Consider the following 18,570-nt stretch of genomic DNA (forward strand, 5'->3'; position numbering starts at 1 on the left):
GAGGGAAACTAAATGTTTGGATGGGTGTGGAAGTCAAATATTGCGCAGCGCCTATACAGTCTTGCGGGCTGGCTGTTGTTAACTTCAGGTTTGCTTGGCAGCATCGCCATATACAAAATGACCGTGATCGGCAATGAGCTGGAACAGGTTACCGCGCGCGACCTGCCTCTGACACTGATGCTTGAAAAAATCACGCAGCATCAGCTTGAACAAGCCATCCTGATGGAAAAGTCGCTGCGTTTCCGCAATGTGGACTCCCATAGCGAGAGCGAAACCAGTGTTCGGGCTAATTTCGATGAAATTTCAAAACAGTCCGATGTGGAGCTCCGTGAAGCAACCAGAATGGTAAAAGCCTATCTCACCGAGCTTTCAAATAATGCAGACCGGACAGAATTTGCCGCTGTCGAAGCGGCCCTTTTGCGCATAGAAGCGGATCATCGCACTTACGAGTCCAAAGTCGCCAACATTTTCAAAGCTCTTGACAATGGAGCAAGCACGTCCGACGTCGCGGACGCTGTCATAGCGACAGAGAAACTGCAAAAAGACCTTAATACCGCCATTGAAGCCCTTCTTGCCGAAGTCGCGAACTACACCCAGCTGTCAATGAACAAGGCGTTGGAAGACGAACGCATGGGCAAAACTCTGATCACCGCTTTGTCGGGCTTTGCGCTCGTATCAGGCATACTTTTGGCGTGGCTTTTGGGACGGTCGATTACCCGTCCGTTGCATCGCCTGACAGAAGCTCTGGGCGATCTGGCAAAAGGTAAACTTGATACATCGGTGCCGGTTTCCGCCTTCCGCGATGAAGTCGGCGAGATGGCTGATGCGATGCGGGTATTTCAGGCAGATATGATCAAGGCCCGTGAACTTGAAGCCATGCAGGAACAACAACGCGCACTTGATGAGAAACGCCGGGCAGAGACGGATCGACTGGTAAAAGAATTTTGCGAAACTCTTGTAAATACGTTTGCCGATATCGTCAAAGGCGCCAATGAAGTTCTCTCACGTGCCGAAACCATGCAAAGCCAAAGTACACAGGCAGGATCGCTCGCCGGTGCTGTTGCCACCGAGGCAGAAGAATCATCAGCAAGTGCTCAGTCGCTTAGTGCTGCAACCGAACAAATGGTTGCAGCGATTGACGAAATCTCATCCCAGATCACACAGTTTTCTGGGATTGCGCATAACGCTGTTGAACATTCCAATACCTCCCAGACCGAAATGCGCAACCTGCAGGAAGTCGCAGAAGAAGTGGGCCAAGTCGTGCAACTGATTACCCAGATTGCAGATCAGACCAATCTTCTGGCCCTGAACGCCACGATCGAAGCCGCGCGCGCCGGTGAAGCAGGCAAAGGATTTGCCGTGGTTGCGGGAGAAGTCAAAAACCTTGCCAATCAGACGGCAAAGGCCACCGATGAAATCACCCGCAAGATCGAACGCATTCAAAGCGTGTCGCGCAATTCAACCGATGCCATCACCAATATCGGCACCGTGATCAACAGCATCGATAGTTATGTCACGGCCATTGTCGGTGCCGTCGAAGAACAGAACGCCACAACACGCGAGATTGCCCGCAATGTTGATTTCGTTTCTGAAAGTGCCAAACGCGTTTCGGAAAATGTCACCACGATTCAATCCAGTGTTACTGATGTCGGCAACAGCGCGATCACGGTGCACGAAAATGCCGATCATACCGCCCATCAGGCGGGTTTCCTGAACAGCAAGATCAGCGATTTCATCACCGCGATGAAGCGCGTGCAGGGCGATAGCACGGAAGCCGCAAGCAAATCGGGGCAATATCAGCCCCCCGTGCTTCGCGCCGCCGAATGACACAGCAGACCCAGACAAACCGATCCAAGCACAGGCCGGATATTTCCGGCCTGTTTGTATGCTGCCTCTTGCATCGCCCCGCCAATCAGGCAAAGCTGTTTCATCGCAACGCGTCAAAGGACCATGCACATGCTGCCGATCACCGTTACCGTCTGCCTGACTGGCATTTTTGCCCTAATGCTGATCGCTCTTAGTCTGAATGTTTCCTTGCGGCGCCGCGACCTTAAAATGGCCCGTGGCGATGGTGGTGACGAAGCCCTGCAACGCCGGATACGCGCGCATGGCAATTTCATCGAAAATGCGCCTTTCTGTATTCTTGTCGTGCTCGCACTCGAGGCTGTTCTGGCAACGTCTGACATCATCTGGCTGGTTGCCGCGGCCTTCATTGTCGCACGGATTCTTCACGCCTGGGGCACCCTGACCGCATCAATTGCCTTGGTCGCCCCCTCCATGCTGATACAGCATGCCGTCATGTTCTGCGCTGCCATCTGGCTTCTGATCCAAAGCATCTAGATAAAAACTGGCCCCGCTCTGGGACCAGTCCCCTACAAGGCTGCAAGTTCCGGCTTGCAGCCTTTTCCATGCCCGGATCGCATCCCGCCATCTTCGACGAAATACGCGATATGCTTTTAACCTCCTCATATGGGGATATGCCGGTGGCTGCATTCCGTGGTTTTCTGTTCTCGCAGACAATCTGAACCTTGATGTATGCCTCCCTGCTGTCCCTGACAGCAAACTTGGCGCGATTTCCACCAGAACATCGCGCCCTTTCTTTTTCTGCGCTATGATGTCTGGCTGATGCATCGGATGCCGGGCAGGAATATGAACCAGACGCAATCCTTCGGAATAGGCCGATCTGACCCCGGCACGATTCCCAAACTGGCCGCTGACCTTTCGACCAAATTAGCATGCTATCCCGACGATGCCCGCTCGGCGTTAATGACAATTCGCGGGTGGATTTTCGAACTGGCGGCAAATATCCCTATCGGGATGATTACGGAAACCCTGAAATGGGGGGAACCGGCATGGGTAACGCCCTCCGGGTCGGGGACGACCATCCGGGCCGACTGGAAACCAAAGGCACCCGACCGGATCGCCATTTACGTCAACTGCCAGACCGACCTGATTGATCGGGTCCGTAGCCATTTTGACGGGGTTCTGGAATGCCAAGGAAATCGGGCGATCCTGCTTGCGCTGGATCGCCCGTTTCCCGAAGAAGCAATTAAAACCGTGCTTGGCTGGGCGCTGACTTATCATCAGGACCGGCGCAAACCGACACCCAAACGCTAGTCGCCGCTTGCTTGAACGTTTTCATCGCTATTTCCGCGATGCATTTGCCTCAAGATTGTCACGCAACTGGCCCAGATCATCGATCAGGCGTTTGATTGTCGAAAGATCAAGTTCCGCCACCTCGCCAACACAACGCGGTACATCAAGTGCCTTTTGCCGCAATTCCCTGCCCTCTGCTGTCAGGGTAATACGTACGGAACGTTCATCCTTTGGATCACGGGTACGTTTAACCAGTCCCGCCGCCTCAAGCCGTTTAAGCAAAGGCGTCAAGGTGCTGGATTCCAGAAACAGCTTTTCACCAATGCTGCGAACCGGCTGATCATCCTCCTCCCACAGGGTCACCATCACCAGATATTGCGGATAGGTGAGCTCAAGCGCGTCAAGAAGCGGTTTATAGATACGGTTAAACGCATGACTGGCCGCATAGACAGAAAAGCACAGGAAGTTTTCAAGCCTGAGCGGATTGTTATCATGATTGTCCATAGTGGCGTTCTCCTTTGTCCTATCGGGCCGGGCCGACTGGCAGTCACTGGGGGCTGCTTCTGCGGCTCGTAACACGGCCGATTTCAAATCAAACCCACATTAATATATCGCACGCGATTTAATTACAAGCGATTTAATTGCATGGCTCATATTCTCAAATTTATATCGCACGCGATTAAATCGCATGCTATCTCATAATCATCGAAACGGAAAACGCCGCACAGCGGCACCATCCAGACAGCCAAAAGGAACAAGATCATGAATACATTCAAAACGACTGTTGCCTCCGCTGCATTTGCTCTGGCAGCAACCTTGGCCACCACGACCGCACTGGCAAATCCGGTTCTCGAAAATAACACCCAGAACTTCATCAATGCTCTGACCGCTTCGGGCGGTGCGCCGATCTACACGCTCAGCCCGGCTGATGCCCGCAATGTTCTGGCCGGTGCGCAGGCAGGCCCGATTGCAAAACGCGCCGCCGATGTTACCGATACCGTCTTCCCTGTCGGTCCGACCGGCGAAACCCGGGTCCGGATCGTCCGCCCCGAAGGCAACACCGACCGCCTGCCGGTTGTCGTCTACTTCCACGGTGGCGGCTGGGTTCTGGGGGATAAGGAAACCCACGACCGTCTGATCCGCGAAATCGCCGTACAGGCAAATGCAGTTGTCGTCTTCGTTGATTATGAACGTTCACCCGAAGCCAAATACCCGATCGCGATTGAACAGGATTATGCAGTGACCAAATATGTCGCCGAACACAGTGAACAGCTTAACGTTGATCCGACCCGACTGGCGATTGCCGGGGACAGTGTCGGTGGCAACATGACCGCGGTTGTTTCCTTGTTGGCCGAGCAGCGCAAAGGCCCTGAAATCATCGCCCAGGTCCTGTTCTATCCGGTGACCGATGCGAATTTTGAAAATGGCTCTTATACCGAGTTTGCCAATGGCCCGTGGTTGACCAAGGCGGCAATGGAATGGTTCTGGAACCAGTACCTGCCCGAAGGTACGGACCGCACCGATCCGAAAGTAACGCCGATCCACGCCCCGCAGGAATTGCTGGCCGGACAGGCACCTGCCCTGATCATCACCGATGAAAACGACGTGCTGCGTGACGAGGGCGAAGCTTATGCCCGCAAACTCAGCCAGGCCGGGGTGGATGTCACCACGGTTCGCTACAACGGCACGATCCATGATTTCGTCATGCTCAATGCCATCGCCGACACCCCGGCTGCCAAGGCCGCAACCGCCCAGGCCAGCCAGTTTTTGAAGAACGCCTTCTACGGCGAATAACCTGAACTTTCTGCAACTTCTTTCGGGGGCGCGGTTGCGCCCCCACCCACCCGGCGACATATCATCTGGGGCACTAACCGAACCAACGCCCTGATCAGCCGGGTTATCGAAACCTTAGAACCATCACGTTCAAACAAAGGAAGAAAACCATGTCTGTAGATGTCAAATACCGCGCAACAGCAAGTGCAACCGGTGGCCGTGACGGCCGTGCGAAAACCGAAGACGGCAGCCTCGATGTCAAACTGACCACGCCGAAAGAACTCGGCGGTGCAGGTGGCGAAGGCAACAACCCCGAACAGCTTTTCGCAATGGGTTACTCGGCTTGTTTCATCGGCGCGATGAAATTCGTCTCCTCCCAGGGCGGCCCGAAAGTTCCGTCTGATGTTTCGGTCAAGGCTGTTGTCGGCATCGGCCCGCGTGCGGCTGGCGGTTTCGGCCTTGCGGTTGACCTGCATATCTCGCTGCCGGGCCTTGATAAGGCCGATGCTGAAAAGCTGGTCGAAGAAGCCCACAAAATCTGCCCGTATTCCAACTCGGTCCGCGGCAATGTCGATGTAACCTCGCACATCGCCTGATCGAAAAACGGCCCTTCTTCGGCACGGAACCTCCCCTGATCCGTATATGCCGAAGCCAAGCCCGGTGCATCTCCCCTGCACCGGGCTTTTATTTGTCGGCATTTAACAGTTGCCCGATGCGGCCTCTGCCCTGATGATCCGTGGCAGCAAAAATACCGCAAAAATTTCATGGGAAACATTGATGACCACCAAGCTTACCGTTCTTGCCATCGCACGCGCCAAACCGGGCAAGGAAGCCGAACTTGGCAAACAGCTTCTGGCACTTGTCGAACCGTCGCGCGCCGAAGAAGGTTGCATCAGTTACGATATTCATCAATCCAACGAAGACCCGGCGATCTGGATGGCTTATGAAAACTGGCGCTCTGACGAAGACCTCGCCCTTCATTTTGAAACACCATACCTGCGCGCCTTTGGCGCCCTTGGCGATGAATTACTGGCAGAACCTATCAGCCTTCAGAAATTCACCGTTAAATCCTGAAGCCTGAACTTAATTCCTGCCTTCGCCTGATCTAGCCCATTTGACCAGAACGGGACCTTTATCCGTGCTTTTCGCCTTGTTTCTGTCGGCATTGACATCCGCCACCATACTGCCTGGCACGTCCGAGGTGGCCTTGGCAGCCCTTGTCGCATCGGGTGATCATGCGGCGTGGTGGCTGGTTGTCGTCGCGACGGCGGGGAATGTTCTGGGCTCGTGCGTCAACTGGGGGCTTGGACTGTATATCGATCATTTCAAGGATCGGCGATGGTTCCCGGTATCGCCAGATGCCCTTGATCGTGCCTCACACTGGTTTGGCAAATACGGGCTTTGGTCGCTTTTGCTGGCGTGGCTGCCGATAATCGGGGATCCGCTAACACTCTTTGCCGGTGTCATGCGGGTGCGCTTTTTGCCCTTTATCGTGCTGGTGACGATTGGCAAGGCGGCACGATATGCAATGATTGCCGGTGGCGCGGGCTGGATCGCCAACCTACTTGGATATTCATAATATTCATCAAAACAAAATACACAATAAAATCGAAACGCGCAAATTGTCGAAAACACAATAGCCACATCAATTATATAAAAATATAGTTAATTTGCTAAAATGGTGCCCCCATGATTTCATTGAGTGAAATAAAAACGAGCAATTATTTATAAATTTCACAAAATGAATGGGAGTATATTATGAATATGGAAATTCCAGTCTGGGTAAAACCCGCAATCTGGGGCGGTGTTATCGGTGCCGTTGCCATCACGATCATCGGCTTTAGCGCAAGCTGGGTCGTTTCGGGCAGCACCGCAACCGAAATGGCCAACACGCAAAGCAAGGATGCGGTCATTACCGCCCTCGCCCCGATTTGTGTTGCGCAGTTCAAAACCCAGACCCCCACCAATCAGACCATGCAGCTTGCCGCCCTTAAAGAGGAAAGCTCCTACAAGCGTGATGATTTCGTCGCAGCTCAAGGCTGGGCCACCATGCCTGGCAATGATGCCCCGACCACGGAAATCGCCGACGCCTGTGCAAGTCAGTTGATGAAACTGACAGAAAACTAAGCGGATCTCCTCCCCCGAGGTAATTGATCCGTCCAAGACGGCATCCGGGCCAACTCCCGGATGCCGTTTTTTTTATGGGCGATCACAACCGGCAGGGCAATATCGTTCAATAAACCCCAAGACCTGCGGCGCATTGTTGCATCCAGCAAAGCCACTAAAAGGATCGCCAACCCATGCTTGCCGCCGCCCCAAGCCTTTATCTGTCGATGGCTGCCTTCGCGCTTGCCGCCTCGATCACGCCCGGCCCGGTCAATATCCTGATCCTCAGCTCCGGGGTCCATTACGGCTTTCGACCCAGCCTGCGACTTGTGTTCGGCGCGACCAGCGGCTTTTGCCTGTTATTGCTTCTGATCGGGTTGGGCCTGCATGAATTGCTGGTGATTTTTCCCAACCTGACGACAGTCATTCAATGGGCCGGGGTGGCGTTTTTGCTGTTCATGGCCTTCAAGCTTGCCACCACATCGGGCGAATTGGGCAAAACGCGCGCGGACAAGGGACCATCGATGATCACCGGCGCATTGCTGCAATGGGTTAACCCCAAGGCTTGGCTTGCCGCGGTTGCAGGCATGGGGGCCTATGCCGCCAATGGTGCGCCGGCACTGGTCTGGGAATTCACAGTGCTTTATTTCGCGGTCTGTTTTGCCTCGGTCGCCTGCTGGGCCTATGCCGGGGCGTTTCTCGGCCGATTTTTAAACGATGCCGCCCATATCCGGCTGTTTAACCGGATCATGGCATTGCTACTGGTCGCAAGTGCGGCCTATCTGATCGTCACCTGATTGGCTCAGGCGACATGCGCCATCGCATAATGGCGCGGCGTGGTCGCCATCAGGCGTTTGAAAACCCGTTGAAAATGCGCCTGATCGGCAAAGCCGCAATCAAGGGCAACGTCAACAATCCGCTCCCCGCGCTTTAGGGCATGGCGCGCCTTCTGCACCCGGCAATTGATCAGAAAGGCATAGGGCGTCATGCCATGTGCCTTTTTGAACGCGCGCACCAGATAGGATCGCGAAACCCCGATCACCCCGGCAAGGTCATCCAGATTGACGTCTTCGGCGTAATAGGCCCGGATATAATCTGCAACCCGGCCCATTTTGTTTTTATCCGTCGCACCGCCAACCCCACGCAAGATACCGCGCCGATCAAGCGCCACATGCAGATCAGCAAAGAACGATACCATCGTGCTTTCCTTGGCCAGCCGGTCACAATCAGGGTCGATCAATGTATCGGCAAGGCTTTGCAGGCCGGAATACAGCATTGGACTATGGCTGATGGTGTCGGAAAACATCGCAAACCGCCCGGCGGCATCGGCATCGATTTCGACCTGCAAATCCAGAAGCCATGCCGGATCGACAAACAGCATGTCATAGCACCACCCGCCGCCCGGCACCGGGTTGCAGCCATGCACATCCTCAGGGTTCAGTACCACAACCGATCCCTTGCCGGTTTCATGGGTCTTGCCCCGGTTCCAATAGGTACTGCGCCCACCCTTGACGATGCCGATTGAAAACGTGTCGTGGCTGTGGCGTTCATAACAAACACTCCGCCCGTCATCGACCCGGCGCAGCTCCACAAACGGCAAACCGGCATCACGCCAGAAACACTGCTTATCTGATTTTGCCTTGCCCATTGAAACGCCCGAACCATCTTTGGGAATGAAAACGCGAAAATCCGAAGATAGGTTAATTTCACCGGTGGCACCAGTGGCCCGACCTGATTATAGTCCCCCAAATGTTCGATGATCGTTCTGATCCCACGCCGAAATTCATGCCACCCGACGCACCCGTCATGGTCGTCGGATTGCGCCATGCTGTCTTTCTGTCACCCGATGGCGAAATAGAAGAATTGCCGCATGGGGCGGCGGCCAAACGGGCGCGATCCCAACGTCCGATCCTTGTCCATACCCCGGCATCGGCACGGCGGATGAAATCCGATCCGTTTCAGGCCCATGACCTTTTGGAACTGTTTGCCTTTGTCCGCCCGGCGCAGTTTTGCGTCCCCACACCACGCGGGCTTGCCATGGCGACAGGACAACGGGCATGCGATGATCTGATCGGACAGGCCGAAGCCCTGGCCGAGGCGATGAAACGATTGTTGCAGGAACTTGCCACCCTGCCGCGTGAAAAGCGTGCACGTGCGCTTTCCATTGCATGGCCGATGGCGCGCGGGCATTGGATGTGGGGCGTGCCGGTTCTGGCCGCCCTTGGTGCCGATGGCGACGGGCCGCATAAATTTGCCGCCTATGAAGGGCTTAAAGTCTGGAAAAAAATGGGCGAATGGGCCGAACATGCCCCGCCACCGCCACCCGGCAACAATCCGGTCGATCCAAAGGATGCCCGTGAACGGCTGAAAAAGCTACTGGGCGACGGGGCGGAAGAACGCCCGCAACAGGCTGATTATGCATCCGCCGTCTGTTCGGCATTCGCGCCCCGCACCGCCGAAGGTACACCCAATATCGTCCTAGCCGAGGCAGGGACCGGGACGGGCAAGACGCTGGGTTATGTTGCCCCGGCCTCAATCTGGGCACAAAAGAATGACGGGGCGGTGTGGATTTCGACCTATACCCGCAACCTGCAACGTCAGATCGATCAGGAACTGAACCGCCTTTATGACGATCCCAAGGACAAACGCCTGAAGGCAGTCGTGCGCAAGGGCCGCGAAAATTACCTGTGCCTTCTGAATTTCGAAGAAGCCCAAAGACCGCTGGCGCAACAGCCCCATCAGGCGATCCCGCTGGGGCTTATGGCGCGCTGGGCATCGCAAACGCGCGATGGCGATATGGTCGGCGGTGATTTCCCGGCATGGCTGACCGAACTGATCGGCAATCGTTTTACCGGTGCATTGGCCGATCAGCGCGGCGAATGCATTTATGCCGCCTGCCCGCATTATTCGCGCTGTTTTGTTGAAAAAACCGTCCGGCGCGCAAGGTTGGCCGAAATCGTGGTCGCCAATCATGCCTTGGTGATGGTGCAGGCTGCCCTTGGCGGGCTTGACGATGCATCAATGCCGACCCGTTACGTCTTTGACGAGGGGCATCATCTTTTTGATGCCGCCGACAAAGCCTTTTCCGCCCATCTGACCGGGCAGGAAGGGGCAGAATTACGCCGCTGGTTACTGGGCGCCGAAAACAAGGGCCAGTCACGCGCACGCGGCCTTAAACAACGACTTGAAACCCTGATCATGGATCGGGACGAACTGCGCGATGCCGTCAACGCAGTAATCCAGGCAGCCCAATGCCTGCCCGAACAGGGCTGGCTGATGCGCATTCATGACGGGGCTGAACATGCCAAGGGCCCGGCGGAATTTTTCCTTGCCCATGTCCGGGCACAGGTCATGGCCCGTGCCGCCGAGGGCGATCGGGGTTATTCGATTGAAACCGATTGCAAACCGGCGATTGACCCGGTTCTGGCCAGTGCGGCCGATCTTGACCGTGCGCTGGCAGCCCTTGAAAAACCGGCCAAGGCCTTGATCAAGATTATCGCCCATATGCTTGATGAAAAAGCTGACGAGCTTGAAAGTGCTGAACGCCAGCGCCTTGACGCCGCAATCCGGTCCCTTGAACGGCGTGCGATCATGCAGGTCGCCGCATGGCGCGGGATGCTTGAAAGCCTTGTCGATGCCACCCCGCCGGAATTTGTCGACTGGTTTGCCATCGAACGGCAGTTTGGCCGCGATTTCGATGTCGGCATGCACCGCCATCATATTGACCCCACACTGCCTTTAACCGCGGCCTTGGCACCCTCCGCCCATGGGTTGGTGATCACGTCGGCCACGCTCCGCGATGGCACGGGCGATGAAATGTTTGACTGGGGCGTTGCCGAAGACCGCACCGGCGCATCGCACATGCCAATGCCCGCGATCCGGGCGGCGATGAAAAGCCCCTACGACTACGCCAAACAGACCAAGGTTTTCATCATCAATGACCTTGGCCGTGATAACCCCGATCATGTGGCGGCGGCCTATCGCGAACTGTTTCTGGCGTCCGGCGGCGGCGCGCTTGGCCTGTTTACCGCGATCAACCGTTTGCGCGCGGTTTATGACCGCCTGACCGGGCCGCTTGACGATGCCGGGTTGCAGCTTCTGGCACAGCATATTGACGGTATGGATGTTTCAACCCTGATCGATATTTTCCGGGTTGAACGTGATGCCTGTCTATTGGGTACCGATGCGGTACGCGACGGGGTCGATGTGCCCGGTGATAGCCTCCGCCTGATCGTGTTTGATCGCGTGCCATGGCCCCGCCCCGATATCCTGCACCGGGCGCGCAAGGCCGCATTTCATGGTGCGAGATACGACGACATGCTGACGCGCCTTCGGATGAAGCAGGCCTTTGGTCGCCTTGTTCGCCGCGCGGAAGACCGTGGGGTATTTGTGCTGCTTGATAACCGGATGCCGTCGCGATTGCTGGGTGCATTCCCCGACGATGTCAATGTCCAACGGGTCGGCATGCGCGAAGCGATTGAACAGACACGGGCGTTTTTAAGGCCAAACGCCAACAATGGAAATCTGCTAAAGTAATCTGTGCGGGTCAACTTCACCTGACATCTGACAACAAATCGATTTTGCAATACGCCCATTTTCCGCCGAAGGACGCGATATGCATATATTGTTGATGACCTATGGCACACGCGGCGACATCCAGCCCTTCATTGCTTTGGCGTACGGGTTACAACAAACCGGCCATATGGTTACACTTGCCGCCCCCGGGCGCTTCCAATCGTTAGTACAACAACACGGCCTCGCATTTGCGCCCTTAACAGATGCGTTAATAAATCTGACCAGCAAACCACAATTTGCGAATGCGTCAAATCCGGGCACCGGATTCCTAAAGAAAATAAGCAGTATCGTAAAATTGCGTGCGCAAGGAAGAGACCTTCAAGGTGCGCTTCTTGATGATATTTTTGAAACCATTAATAGGATCAGGCCAGACAAAATAGTATTTCATCCAAAAGCCTTTGGCGCCTTGGCAATTGCTGATCATTTTGCAATCCCAGCCATTCTGGCCCAGTTGATCCCAGCCCTCATTCCAACTCGTGCCTATCCGCATATCGGCTTTCCCAATATGGCGGATTGCCAGAAATATAACCTTCTGACAGGGAAGCTTGTGAAGGGGTTGGTTAATCTGTCGTTGCGCAACAGTCTCCGCGATTGGGCATCAAAACGGCATAAAGTCATCCCGTATCAGAAATTTGATATCCTAAAATCACAAAAGTTCGGAGCCATCACGGTTCTAAACGCCTATAGCAACGCCATCATAGCGCGCCCAAATGACTGGCCGAAAAAAGCTGCTGTCACGGGCTATTGGTTTGTAAATGATGCTTTGTACGAGCCAAGCACCGAAATGACGAGCTTTATCAAAAACAGTCAAAAACTGATCTATATCGGGTTTGGCTCCATGCCCGCCACCAATCCGCAAAAGACCGCCCAAATGTTGATTGATGCGGTCAAACAGGCAAATGTCCAGGCAATCATTGCAACCGGTTGGGGCGGCATTGCTTCCGATGTTGATTGGCCATCCAACATTTATGCCGTTCGGGAAGTGCCACACGAATGGATGTTCAAACATGTAAAGACCGCCATACATCATGGGGGGGCCGGAACGTGTGCAGCAGCATTACGGGCGGGATGCCCATCCATTATTGTACCGTTCTTTGGCGATCAACCATTCTGGGCCAAACGGCTTTACACGATCGGCGTTGCCCACCAGTTGATCCCCTCATCGAAGCTTGATGCAAAATGTCTTGCCAGCGCCATAAGCGACATTCTGGCAACACCACAGGTTCACGAAACAGCAAAACGAATTGCCAAACAAATTTCGCATGAAAACGGTGTTGCTACGGCGGTTGATCTGATCCTGAACGGCACAGAAATCGCAGCTTAGCTCTTGGTAACCGTTCGCATTGCCATTGACACCATCAGATAGCTCAAACCTGACGAAATCAGATTAATCCCAAGCAACAATCCAATCGCCCAAGTGGCAGCACTTGGCAATTCCACGAATATTAAAACACCGGCAAGCACTGCGATACCGCCGGAAAACAGCATCCATTTCCAGCCGGGAAACTGGCTGAGGCGGAACGCCATGGCAAGTTCAAGCAATCCTTGCAGGATAAAGGCAATTGCCAGTAACACGGTCAGGGTCACAATCCCGGTCAGCGGGAAAAAGGCCAGCCACCCGCCAACAAGCGCGAACAGAACGCCTTGCACCACATCGATCCAGCGGCGCGTTGGTGTATCGGCATTCCAAGCGCCGTAAAAATGCCCGACAGCCCCGATGATAAACAACCAGCCGATCACGGTTTTAAACGCAATCGTAGTGGCAAACGGGAAGGCGACGGCAAGAATACCCAGCAAAAGCAGAACGATCCCGACAGTCCGAAGCCGTTTGCGTCCCTTTTCCAGAAGTGCGCGCATTTCCGGCGTGCCGTCATTTACAACGAGTGTCATGGACCTGTCCCTTTGGTTTCATTTACCGATTTCTTTAAATATGATCCGTCGTTTGTATAAACGCCGCCATCAAAGCTTGGTTCCGGTCGATGATATGTTCAGGATATCTGCTTTTCATCCCCAACAAGATCGGCGCGGATGTTGCCCGCCAGGGCAAGGCGCAAGGCATTGACGATCGCAATGACATCAATCCCTTCCTGCAGCACGGCACCAGCCACCGGACTGATGTAGCCAAAGGCAGCAAAGCCCATGGCAAAGATCGATAACACCATGCCACCGATCACACTTTGCAGCAGAATGCGCCGCATGGTCATGCTGATGTGAAACAGTTCGTCAACCGCCTGAAGCGAACTTTCGGGGATCACGGCACCGGCGGCCTCGGCCGTTACAGAACTGTGTTTACCAAAGGCGATACCAACGGTTGCCACCGCCAGCGCGGGCGCATCATTAATGCCATCCCCCATGAAAAGCGTGGGCGCAAGCGCCGTTTCGCGCCGCACGATTTCAACCTTTTGCTCCGGACTTTGTGAGGCAAAACTCTCATCAATGCCAAGCAGCTTTGAAAGATGGCTGACCTCGCTTGCGCGATCCCCTGACAGAAGCATGACCTTGTTGAAATTATGAACCGGCCCGAGATGCCCGACGAAATTCCTGCCATCGGCACGCGGGCTATCGCGGAAACGCAATGTCGCACCATAGGCGCCATCAATCATGATCACGCATTCAAGTCCGCTTGCATCGGGCGGCAGGATTTCGGCCATGGCCGGGTCACTTGCGATCAGCTTTTTGCGGTGGGTCACCGCAATCTCCTGACCATCCACAGCCCCGACCAGCCCCTGCCCGGGCTTTTCTGATACTCGTGCCACATCGCCAAGCGCCAGTTTGCGGCTTTCTGCCGCTGCCAGCACCGCGGTTGCCAGCGGATGTTTTGAATATCGTTCAAGACTGGCGGCCAGGCGCAAAACCTCGTTCGCGCCGTGACCGCTGGCGGGCAGAACCTCGACCAGTTCAGGTCGGCCATATGTCAGTGTTCCGGTTTTATCAAAAATTGCCGTTTTACATGTCGGCAACCGTTCCAGAACCGTCGGATCGCTGATCACGATGCCCCGTCTGGCGGCCATGGAAATCGCGCTCATGATCGTGATCGGAATGGCAATCAAAAGCGGACACGGCGTTGCCACGACCAGGACTGCCAGAAACCGCACGGAATCACCGCTCAGATACCAAGCGATAAAAGCAACCAGCAAGGCAAACGGGGCGAACCACGCCCCGATCTGATCCCCGATCCGGCGAATTTTCGGGCGTTTCTGTTCGGCTTCCTGCATGACCTGCATGATCTGGGCATAGCGTGACTCACTTGAAAGCCTCTCCCCCCGAATGACCAGAACCGCATCTCCGTTGATCGCACCTGAAAGCACCGATGCCCCTGGTGCCTTGGCCACAACAAACGGCTCCCCGGTCAGGTAACTTTCATCCATGGCGCCATGACCATCGACGACCACCCCATCGACCGGGGCAGTATCATGCGGGAAAATCGCAATCAGATCACCGATCACGATGTCATCAAGGCTGATGTCGGTAATGTTTTCGCCGTCTTTGCGATGCGCCACACGCGGCATCCGATCGGCAAGCGCATTTAACGCCGAAGATGCCTTGCGCATGGCAAATGCTTCAAGAACCTGCCCACCGCTCAGCATCAGGATAATCAGCGCCGCTGCCAGATATTCACCCAACACCACACCGGTGACAAAGGCAAGCACCGCCAGAAAATCCGCACCGAAATCCCGGGCAAGCGCCTTTTGCACGATTTCAAAAATCAAAACCCCACCGCCCAGTGCAATCACTGCAAAAAGTGGCCAATCCATCGCGGCATGCCCGAAAACCGGTACAGAGATCGAAACCGGTATCAAGGCAAAATGGGTGACAATGCCGACAACGGTCAAAATCAGAACCGCCCGGTTAAGACGAACCGCAGACCATATGGGCGTTTTCTGTTCTGGCACACCACCGTGCTGATAGGCATGCATAGGAGGTTCTCCGCAAATGACCAAAGCAGGTAATGAAGCCTAGCCCCAAACAGGAGTTTTACCGAAAACTATTTGCAAACCGCATGCTGGAAGCTTTGACAGCCTTCGTCACAACCGGCGTTTCGAAATCTGAGACAAAATTTTTTGGCTTTCAGAATGCCAAAACACTGTTGGTGCAATTCGTCGTAACCAAGTCAAATCAGCGAATTTCAATTGTTATAGGAACGATTATAAAAAATTGCTGATAAGTGGTTCACACCAAGAGGTTTTGACACCCTGCCTTCAAGGGATTATTGAAGGCAAGTATCTTTCCGGAATGGATTGAAAGCCGTGATCAGAACCCGCCAGATATATTCGGCACTCAGACGCAGCCTGTCGGTTGCTGTCGCGTGCTTTTTGCTGGCAAACGCCCTGATGTTCGGCTTTATGCATGCGCCGGTCGCGCTTGCCAATACCCCGGCCGCTGTCGGGGGCAACGCCGATCAGAACTTTATCCCGCTGATCATCTGTACCGCCAATGGCATCAAGACGATATCTGTCCCGGCTGGTGCAACAGAAGAAGGCGGTTCTTCCCCTCATTCCAGTGCCTATGAAGGATTCCAATGCGCGATTTGCGGCCTTGGCAATCATGCGGTCGGCCTGCCCGTCGAACCGGAATTGCCATTGATCCATCGCGTGCGGATGTCCAATGCGGTCACCGCCCTTCATATCACGGCACGCCTGCATGATTTCTGTCCGATTGCGGCATCGCCCCGCGCCCCGCCCTTTCCCGTCTGACTGTCTCCCGGCCCGATGGATGATGTCCGTTGCCCTTACTGGCCCCGGACCGCCCAGCGTGGTCAACTTCAGATTAATTGAGTTCCGGGTAGGGATCATCGGGCCAATGCGCCCGTATCCCGACAGACCCGCGACCGAATTGGGGATATCGTGATGCCAAACGCATCGGCACATGCCAAAAATGCGCCCAAAGGGACAAGCAGCCTTTATCGCGCTGTCTGGCGCTGGCATTTCTATGCCGGACTTTTTGTTCTGCCTTTTATGATTCTTCTGGCCGTCACTGGTGCAGCCTATCTTTTCCGTGACGAAATCGATGACTGGGTCTATTCCGACCTGAAATTCGTCAATGTTCTGGATGTACCGCCACTTCCGATCAGCACACAGGTTGATGCCGTGCGCTATTTCGTCGGGGACAAACCGGTCAAAATCATCACGCCGACCTCGCCGGACCGAAGCACCGAAATCGTCATTGCCACATCGGCGGGTGATCGCCGGTCGGTTTATGTCGATCCCTATACCGGGCTGGTACTGGGATCGATGCCAGATCGCGGCACGATCATGTGGCTGGTGCGCCGCATTCACAGCCTGGCCGAATTTGGTATCGTTACCAATTACCTGATCGAAATCGCCGCGGGATGGAGCATCCTTCTGGTCGCGACAGGCACCTATCTTTGGTGGCCGCGTGGCAATCAAAGCGGCGGCGTTCTAACCGTGCGCGATATCCCGGCGCGTCGGCGCTGGTGGCGCGATGCCCATGCAGTTACCGGCATTTTCGTTGGCTTCTTTATCGTGTTTCTGGCCGCGACCGGCATGTTCTGGTCAGTATTCTGGGGTAAATATGCCAACGAATTCGCCAATGGTACGCCGAGCGGCTATCCATCGGGTGTTCGCGTCGATGTGCCCCTTTCGACCGTCCCGATGATCAAGGCTTTTGGTGAAACCGGCTGGACCACCGAAAACGCCCAGATCCCGTTATCGGTTGATGGCACGTCAACTGCCAATGGTGGCACACCAACTCCGTTTGGCATCGATGCCGCCGTGGCAAAGTTCGCAGAACTTGGGATTGCACCCGGCTATGCGATTTCATTGCCAAGCAGTGAAACCGGTGTTTACAGCGCATCAATCTATCCCGATGACCTGTCCCAGCAGCGCGTCATTCATCTGGACCAATATTCAGGTCGGCCTTTGATTGATATGGGATATCAGGATTACGGCATCTTTGGCCGGATCATGGAATGGGCGATCAATGTCCATATGGGTCAGGAATACGGGGTGATCAACCAGATTGTCCTGATGATTGTCTGTGCCGCGATTGTCTTTATGGCTGTATCTGGCGGGGTGATGTGGTGGAAACGCCGCCCGACCGGATCGCTGGGCATACCGCCCTTGCCGCGCCGGACAAAAAGCCTGGTCGGGGTGACGGCGATCCTTGCGATTGGCGGAATCATTTACCCGGTCGTCGGTGTATCCATGCTGGTGATCTGGTTCCTGGACTGGCTGTTTGTGGCCCGCCCCGCCCGGTCATTGCGCGTGGCCTGAAGGTTCGACAATGCAAACCAGCCGTCCGGCTGGACAAAAGATCTGGTGTCGATACGCGGCACCCCGCAACGTGCCGCGTATCTCCCTTGTGCCATCGGGAGTTCCCCATGAACAACGAAGACGCCTTGAAACATCTTGAGAAACTTGCTGAAAACCCGGCCCTTGATATGGGGGCCAATGCCGCCATCGGGCACCACGAAGAGGAAGGCGAATATATCTATCGCATCCTGTCGGGCCTTGTGATGCAATGTCATTATGCCGAAGATGGCGAACGTCAGGTCTGCCGCGTGTTCCGCCCCGGTGATCTGATCGGGCTTGAAACGGTTGTCGAACCGGGTCTTTCACTGATCAGCGAAACCCTGACGCCGACGGTCCTGATGCGCATTCCGGTTGCGCGCATCCGAATGGCACAGGCGACCAATCCCGAACTGCAACAGGCGATCCTGCGGCTGCTCGCACGCGAGGTTGTCGATGGCTATAACTGGAAGGTCAATCTGGGGACCGGATCGGCGATGCGCCGGATTTGCCGTTTCCTGCTCTGGAGTGCCAAGGATGATCACTGCCCGCTGCCGACACGCGACAAGCTGGGCAGCATCATTGCCACAACCACCGAAACCGCAAGCCGCATGATTGCCGATCTTCGCCGTCAGGGTGTTTTGCGCAAAAGCCGGTCACGCCCGTCAACGGTCGTGATCGACCGGGATCGCGTGCGCCAGAAGGCCGGTGATTTCTGGGACCACCGCGCCGCGTGATAACGGACGAAACCTGTTGAAAACCGGGAATGCGG

At 55.2% G+C, this 18,570-nt stretch carries 18 protein-coding genes; 14 read left to right on the forward strand and 4 right to left on the reverse strand.

Annotation, left to right across the window (positions count from 1 at the left end; genetic code table 11):
* Positions 1 to 12 precede the first annotated feature (12 nt).
* From BC440_RS18940 to BC440_RS18950, 3 genes are all read left to right on the forward strand, one after another.
* On the forward strand, positions 13 to 1,827 hold the full coding sequence (locus BC440_RS18940; protein WP_071240958.1) for a methyl-accepting chemotaxis protein: 1,815 nt from the start codon (positions 13 to 15) through the stop codon (positions 1,825 to 1,827).
* Positions 1,828 to 1,956: 129 nt separating this feature from the next.
* Entirely contained in the window at positions 1,957 to 2,340 is a 384-nt protein-coding gene (locus BC440_RS18945; protein ID WP_071240959.1) for an MAPEG family protein, read from the forward strand.
* A gap of 309 nt (positions 2,341 to 2,649) precedes the next feature.
* A complete protein-coding gene (locus BC440_RS18950) occupies positions 2,650 to 3,117 on the forward strand; it encodes a DUF1801 domain-containing protein (RefSeq protein ID WP_083379438.1) in 468 nt (155 codons plus the stop codon).
* Between the two features lie 27 nt (positions 3,118 to 3,144).
* On the opposite strand, the gene BC440_RS18955 is transcribed toward BC440_RS18950, so the two are convergent.
* On the reverse strand, positions 3,145 to 3,600 hold the full coding sequence (locus BC440_RS18955) for a MarR family transcriptional regulator (RefSeq protein ID WP_071240960.1): 456 nt from the start codon (positions 3,598 to 3,600) through the stop codon (positions 3,145 to 3,147).
* A 258-nt stretch (positions 3,601 to 3,858) separates the two neighbouring features.
* Here BC440_RS18955 and BC440_RS18960 point away from each other — a divergent pair, with 258 nt between their 5' ends.
* The 6 genes from BC440_RS18960 to BC440_RS18985 all read left to right on the forward strand — a co-directional run bounded on the left by BC440_RS18960 (position 3,859) and on the right by BC440_RS18985 (position 7,772).
* Positions 3,859 to 4,890: an alpha/beta hydrolase gene (locus BC440_RS18960; protein WP_071240961.1), complete on the forward strand. Its 1,032-nt coding sequence runs from the start codon at positions 3,859 to 3,861 to the stop codon at positions 4,888 to 4,890.
* 149 nt (positions 4,891 to 5,039) lie between these two features.
* A complete protein-coding gene (locus tag BC440_RS18965; RefSeq protein ID WP_071240962.1) occupies positions 5,040 to 5,465 on the forward strand; it encodes an organic hydroperoxide resistance protein in 426 nt (141 codons plus the stop codon).
* Between the two features lie 181 nt (positions 5,466 to 5,646).
* On the forward strand, positions 5,647 to 5,943 hold the full coding sequence (locus BC440_RS18970) for a putative quinol monooxygenase (protein WP_071241119.1): 297 nt from the start codon (positions 5,647 to 5,649) through the stop codon (positions 5,941 to 5,943).
* Positions 5,944 to 6,007: 64 nt separating this feature from the next.
* Complete coding sequence (locus BC440_RS18975; RefSeq protein ID WP_083379440.1) at positions 6,008 to 6,448, forward strand: YqaA family protein; 441 nt, start codon at positions 6,008 to 6,010, stop codon at positions 6,446 to 6,448.
* A gap of 179 nt (positions 6,449 to 6,627) precedes the next feature.
* The gene (locus BC440_RS18980; protein WP_083379441.1) at positions 6,628 to 6,996 is read left to right on the forward strand and encodes a hypothetical protein; all 369 of its coding nucleotides are present in this window, start codon (positions 6,628 to 6,630) and stop codon (positions 6,994 to 6,996) included.
* A gap of 173 nt (positions 6,997 to 7,169) precedes the next feature.
* The gene (locus BC440_RS18985; protein WP_083379442.1) at positions 7,170 to 7,772 is read left to right on the forward strand and encodes a LysE family translocator; all 603 of its coding nucleotides are present in this window, start codon (positions 7,170 to 7,172) and stop codon (positions 7,770 to 7,772) included.
* A 5-nt stretch (positions 7,773 to 7,777) separates the two neighbouring features.
* Here the strand turns inward: BC440_RS18985 and BC440_RS18990 are convergent, their stop codons facing one another.
* Positions 7,778 to 8,623 carry an AraC family transcriptional regulator gene (locus BC440_RS18990; protein WP_071240964.1) on the reverse strand — a complete coding sequence of 282 codons (846 nt, stop codon included), beginning with the start codon at positions 8,621 to 8,623 and terminating at the stop codon, positions 7,778 to 7,780.
* A 101-nt stretch (positions 8,624 to 8,724) separates the two neighbouring features.
* On the opposite strand from BC440_RS18990, the gene BC440_RS18995 reads away from it, so the two are divergent.
* Together BC440_RS18995 and BC440_RS19000 are read left to right on the forward strand one after the other, a co-directional pair.
* Complete coding sequence (locus BC440_RS18995; RefSeq protein WP_071240965.1) at positions 8,725 to 11,511, forward strand: ATP-dependent DNA helicase; 2,787 nt, start codon at positions 8,725 to 8,727, stop codon at positions 11,509 to 11,511.
* A 79-nt stretch (positions 11,512 to 11,590) separates the two neighbouring features.
* Positions 11,591 to 12,874: a glycosyltransferase gene (locus BC440_RS19000; protein ID WP_071240966.1), complete on the forward strand. Its 1,284-nt coding sequence runs from the start codon at positions 11,591 to 11,593 to the stop codon at positions 12,872 to 12,874.
* On the opposite strand, the gene BC440_RS19005 is transcribed toward BC440_RS19000, so the two are convergent.
* Positions 12,871 to 13,440: an HdeD family acid-resistance protein gene (locus BC440_RS19005; protein ID WP_007090462.1), complete on the reverse strand. Its 570-nt coding sequence runs from the start codon at positions 13,438 to 13,440 to the stop codon at positions 12,871 to 12,873. The genes BC440_RS19000 and BC440_RS19005 overlap by 4 nt on opposite strands.
* A gap of 98 nt (positions 13,441 to 13,538) precedes the next feature.
* Positions 13,539 to 15,467 (reverse strand): heavy metal translocating P-type ATPase, encoded by a 1,929-nt coding sequence (locus BC440_RS19010; RefSeq protein WP_071240967.1) that lies wholly within the window; start codon positions 15,465 to 15,467, stop codon positions 13,539 to 13,541.
* A 330-nt stretch (positions 15,468 to 15,797) separates the two neighbouring features.
* Between BC440_RS19010 and BC440_RS19020 the strand changes: the two genes are divergently transcribed.
* The 3 genes from BC440_RS19020 to BC440_RS19030 all read left to right on the forward strand — a co-directional run bounded on the left by BC440_RS19020 (position 15,798) and on the right by BC440_RS19030 (position 18,535).
* Positions 15,798 to 16,244 (forward strand): DUF2946 family protein, encoded by a 447-nt coding sequence (locus BC440_RS19020; protein WP_139192148.1) that lies wholly within the window; start codon positions 15,798 to 15,800, stop codon positions 16,242 to 16,244.
* Between the two features lie 153 nt (positions 16,245 to 16,397).
* Positions 16,398 to 17,783 (forward strand): PepSY domain-containing protein, encoded by a 1,386-nt coding sequence (locus tag BC440_RS19025; RefSeq protein ID WP_071240969.1) that lies wholly within the window; start codon positions 16,398 to 16,400, stop codon positions 17,781 to 17,783.
* A 107-nt stretch (positions 17,784 to 17,890) separates the two neighbouring features.
* The gene (locus BC440_RS19030; RefSeq protein ID WP_007090467.1) at positions 17,891 to 18,535 is read left to right on the forward strand and encodes a Crp/Fnr family transcriptional regulator; all 645 of its coding nucleotides are present in this window, start codon (positions 17,891 to 17,893) and stop codon (positions 18,533 to 18,535) included.
* Positions 18,536 to 18,570 lie beyond the last annotated feature (35 nt).

The organism is Thalassospira sp. MIT1004, from assembly GCF_001858545.1.
GTDB lineage: Bacteria > Pseudomonadota > Alphaproteobacteria > Rhodospirillales > Thalassospiraceae > Thalassospira > Thalassospira xiamenensis.